Below are 5052 nucleotides of genomic sequence, written 5' to 3'. Positions count from 1 at the left end.
TCGGCCGGCTTTGCCGTTGAAGAAGCCGAAGACGGCGCGGTCGCGTTGGGTCGCGCCAAGGGCCAGCGGTTCAACGCGGTGGTCACCGACGTCAACATGCCCAACATGGATGGCATCAGCCTGATCCGTGAACTGCGCCAGCTGCCGGACTACAAATTCACCCCGATGCTGATGCTGACCACCGAATCGGCAGCTGACAAGAAGTCCGAAGGCAAGGCCGCCGGTGCCACCGGCTGGCTGGTCAAGCCATTCAACCCCGAGCAGTTGGTCGCCACCGTGCAGAAGGTGCTGGGCTGATCGCTCCGCACTCCTGAATCACCCCTACCCCACCGTTTCCGGATTGCCTCTGCCATGAGCATGGACCTGCAACGTTTCCACGCCACGTTCTTCGAAGAGAGCCGCGAAGGCCTCGATGCGATGGAGGCCGGCCTGCTGGCCCTGGAGTCGGGGCAGCAGGACGCAGAGATCATCAACTCGGTGTTCCGCGCCGCCCACTCCATCAAGGGCGGTGCCGGTACCTTCGGCTTCGATGCCATTGCCAGCCTGACCCACGTACTGGAAACGCTGCTGGATGAGCTGCGCGCCGGCAAGCGCGCACTGGAACCCGCGGCGGTGGACGCCATGCTGTCCTCGGTGGACGTGCTGCGCGCCCTGCTGCGCGAAGCCGAACATGGCCAGGCCGCAGACCCGGCCGCCGTTGCTGCGGTGAAGGCACGCCTGGAAGCGGTGCTGTCAGGCCAGGCCGCCGCCAGCGCTCCGGCCGTTGCCGATACCAAGGTGGACGACACGCCCGAAGCCTGGCAGATCGGCTTCACCCCGGCGCCGTCGCTGTTCATGAGCGGCAACGACCCGCTGCGCATCATCCGCGAACTGGAACACCTGGGTTCGCTGCAGGTGGCTGCGCGCATGGAGCGCCTGCCCGGCTTCGCCCAGCTTGACCCGTTGGAAGCCCATCTGGCGTGGGACCTGGGCCTGGTCGGCAAGGTGGCCCGCAGCAAGATCGAAGATACCTTTGCGTGGGTGCTGGACGACTGCGAGCTGGACATCCGCCCGGCCGCCCCGCCAAGCCTGGCCACCCAGGCGCCTGCGGCACCGGCCAATGCCGCTTCCACGCCCGCCGCCCCGGCGGCGACGGCCGCGCCTGCAGCAGCACCTGCCAACAGTGGCGGCAACCATGAAGCCGAAACCTCGATCCGCGTCAGCGTGGACAAGGTCGACGCGCTGATCAATCTGGTGGGCGAACTGGTCATCACCCAGGCCATGCTCAAGCAGGTCTCGCATGCACTGGACCCGGTGCACGCCGAAAGCCTGTTCGCCGGGCTGGACCAGCTCGAGCGCAACACCCGCGACCTGCAGGAAGCGGTGATCGGCGTGCGCATGCTGCCGGTGGATGCGGTATTCCGCCGCTTCCCGCGCTTGGTCCGCGACCTGTCCAGCCGCCTGGGCAAGCAGGTGCGCCTGCGTACCGTCGGCGAGGGTACCGAACTGGACAAAGGCCTGATCGAGAAGATCGCCGACCCGCTGGTCCACCTGGTCCGCAACTCGATCGACCACGGCCTGGAAATGCCGGATGTCCGCCGTGATGCAGGCAAGGATGAGACCGGTACGATCACCCTGGCCGCATCACACCAGGGCGGTCACATCGTCATCGAAGTCAGCGACGACGGCCGCGGCCTGAACCGCGAGAAGATCCTGGCCAAAGCGCAGGAGCGCGGCCTGAGCGTGCCGGACAACCCGACCGATTCGCAGGTCTGGGACCTGATCTTCCAGCCTGGCTTCTCCACCGCCGATGCCGTGACCGATCTGTCCGGGCGCGGCGTAGGCATGGACGTGGTCCGCCGCAACATCCAGGCGCTGGGCGGTGAAGTACAGATCGAAAGCAGCCTGGGCAGCGGTACGCGCACGCTGATCCGCCTGCCGCTCACCCTGGCCATCCTCGACGGCATGACCGTGGCGGTGGCCGGCGAAACCCTGATCCTGCCGCTGGCCTACGTACTGGAAGCCCTGCAGCCGCAGGCCGAAGACATCCGCAGCATGGCCGGCGAAGGACGCGTGCTGCGCGTACGTGGCGAGTACCTGCCCATCCTGTCGCTGAGCGAGTACTACGGCTACGGCACCCGCAGCGCCAACAGCGAATCGCTGGTGGTGGTGGTCGAAGGCGATGGCCAGAAGATCGCCCTGGAAGTGGATGAGCTGGTCGGTCAGCAGCAGGTGGTAGTGAAGAACATCGAGAACAACTACCGCCGCATTGGCGGGGTGTCGGGTGCCACCATCCTCGGTGATGGCCGCGTCGCCCTGATCGTGGACATCGGCGGCCTGGTCCGTTCGCTGCGCGTGCCGCAGGCCGCCTGACTCAACCCGCCACGCTGTCCCCCGGACCGCCGCCCTCAGGGGCGGCGGTTTTCGTTTGTGTCCGCGCCACTGGGGTCGCTTACGGGGTCAGAGCCCTTTGCTGTGCGAAGGGCTCTGACCCTCCCCCCCAGCGCACTGTGACCTCCGTCGCCAGAGCAGTTTCCACCGCAACCACTGCAGTCCGCGAAAGGTCCCGCCCCACAGGGCTTTCGCAGGTTTTCGCGCGCCCGAAACAAATGTGACGTCCATCCATAAAGTCCGCCCGGACCACGCCGCTATCTGGCTTTGACGGCAGTCACCGAACCCCCACCGGCGCGACCGTTCCCCTCTGCAATCTCCGGGCCCGCGCCCACGCGCCGGCCCATCGCCCACCTGGAGCACCCCTGCATGAAGTGGTTCAACGATCTGCCCATCGCCCGCAAGTTGGCCGTGGGGTTCACCCTGACAACGCTGATGACCCTGGTCCTGGGCGTGTTCGCCCTGGTCCGCCTCAGCGAGGCCAATGCCCAGCTGGGAAGCATGGCCAGCAACGATATCCCCTCCGTGCAGCACCTGGGCGAAGTGCGTTCGCAGCTCGGCGAGTTCCGCACCTACGAAATGGCCCTGCTGACCATGCTCGACCAGCCGGAAAAGGTGGCTGACTACAACAAGCGCATGGATGACACCGCTGCCATCGTGCGCAAGGAGCTGGAGGACTACGCCGCCCTGCCGGCAGGCGACAGGGAGCGTGCCCTGTATGCACCGGTCAAGGCAGGTGTGCACGCCTACTTCGCCGCCAACGCGAAGCTGCGCGAAGCCGCCAACGCAGGCGACGCCGCACTGGCCCAGCAGATTTCCGATGCGCAGTCGCGTCCCGCGCGCCGCAAGGTCTTCGAGGACCTGAAAGCCCTCAGCACCTACATCGCAAACCAGATGCAGGGCAAGATCGACGATGCCAACGCCACCCATCGCCACAGCATCATCGCCATCATCAGCACCATCGTGCTGCTTTCGCTGGTGGCCGCTGCGCTGGCCGTGGTCATCTCGCGCGCCGTCACCGTCCCGCTCGGCAAAGCCCTGACCGCCATCCAGGCGGTGTCGCGTGGCGATCTCAGCGTTACCGCGCAGGCTACCAGCAAGGATGAAGCCGGGCGCATGCTGACTGCAACCAGCGACATGACCGCCCTGCTGCGCCGGTTCTCGGAACAGACCCAGCTGATGGCGCAGATGCATGCCGGCCCGGACATCAACCACCGCATCCCTGAGGATTTCCCCGGCGTGTACGGCCAGCTGGCCGGCGGCATCAACACCGTCATCTTCGAACACCTCGATGCGATCCGCGATGCCATCGACGTGCTGAACCAGTACGCGGTCGGCAACCTGGCGCCGGACGCGCGCCGCCTGCCAGGCAGCCGCGCGATCCTGCATGAATCGATGGATGCTGCCAAGGCCAGCCTGCTGGCCATCAACACGCAGATCCAGCAGCTGGCAAACGCCGCCGCCGCCGGCGACTTCAGCCAGCGTGGCGACGCCGGACGCTTCGATCATGACTTCAAGGTGATGATCGAGCAGCTGAACTCGATGATGCAGGTGGCCGACAGCAACCTCGGCCAGCTCTCGCAGCTGCTGCAGGCCATCGCCGAGGGCGACCTGACTGCCCGCATGGACGGCCAGTTCAATGGCGTGTTCGCGCGCATGCGTGACGATGCCAACACCACCGTCACCCAGCTGACCCAGATCGTCGGCCAGATCCAGGCCAGCGCCGGCAGCATCACGCTGGCCGCGGGCGAGATCGCATCGGGCAACAGCGACCTGTCACGCCGTACCGAACAGCAGGCCGCCAATCTGGAAGAAACCGCGGCCTCGATGGAGGAACTGACGTCCACCGTGAAGCAGAACGCCGAGCACGCCCGCCAGGCCAACCAGCTGGCCATCGGCGCACACGGCGTCGCCTCACAGGGGGGTGACGTGGTCGGCCAGGTAGTCACCACCATGTCGGCCATCGAGGCGTCGTCGAAGAAGATCGCCGAGATCATCTCGGTGATCGACGGCATCGCATTCCAGACCAACATCCTCGCACTGAACGCGGCGGTAGAAGCCGCACGTGCCGGTGAGCAGGGTCGCGGTTTCGCCGTGGTCGCCAGCGAAGTGCGCACTCTCGCCCAGCGCTCGGCCGCAGCCGCCAAGGAGATCAAGGGCCTGATCGACGATTCGGTCAGCAAGGTGGCCGAAGGCTCCAGCCTGGTGCATCAGGCGGGCAGCACGATGGGCGAGATCGTTGCTTCGGTGCAGCGCGTCACCGACATCATGGCCGAGATCTCGGCAGCCTCTCAGGAACAGAGCGCCGGTATCGAACAGGTCAACCAGACCGTGGTGCAGATGGACGAAACCACCCAGCAGAATGCCGCGCTGGTGGAAGAAGCCACTGCGGCCGCGCGAGCGATGGAAGACCAGGCCGCGCAGCTGGGTGAAGCGGTCGCCCGCTTCCGCCTGGCAACCCCCGGCCTGTCGCCGGTCCCGCCGCGCGTGGCTGCCACCGCCCCGGCCGCACGCAAGGCTGCGTCGGCAGCCGCGACGGTGCCGGCACGGGCACCTGCACGCAAGCCGGTCGCCCAGCCCGCACTGGCTGGCGATGGCGAGTGGCAGGAGTTCTGAGCCCACATGTAGATCCACGCCATGCGTGGATGCATCCCGCCGACACCCGACCCCGGCATCCACGCG

Annotated in this window: 3 protein-coding genes; all 3 read left to right on the top strand. The window is 66.8% G+C overall.

The annotated features are described in order from the left end of the window. On the top strand, positions 1-297 hold a 297-nt coding region (locus ACQKDV_RS18245), incomplete at its 5' end, for a response regulator (RefSeq protein ID WP_427785638.1). A 54-nt stretch (positions 298-351) separates the two neighbouring features. Then, positions 352-2352, top strand: coding sequence for a chemotaxis protein CheA (locus ACQKDV_RS18240; RefSeq protein WP_427785637.1), 2001 nt, complete (start codon positions 352-354; stop codon positions 2350-2352). A gap of 387 nt (positions 2353-2739) precedes the next feature. Next, complete coding sequence (locus ACQKDV_RS18235) at positions 2740-4986, top strand: methyl-accepting chemotaxis protein (RefSeq protein WP_427785635.1); 2247 nt, start codon at positions 2740-2742, stop codon at positions 4984-4986. The last annotated feature ends 66 nt before the right edge of the window (positions 4987-5052 follow it).

It is taken from the genome of Stenotrophomonas sp. NPDC077659, from assembly GCF_050268705.1.
GTDB lineage: Bacteria > Pseudomonadota > Gammaproteobacteria > Xanthomonadales > Xanthomonadaceae > Stenotrophomonas.
The sequence above is the reverse complement of the archived record's forward strand: the minus strand, read 5'-3'. Positions and strand labels throughout refer to the sequence as shown.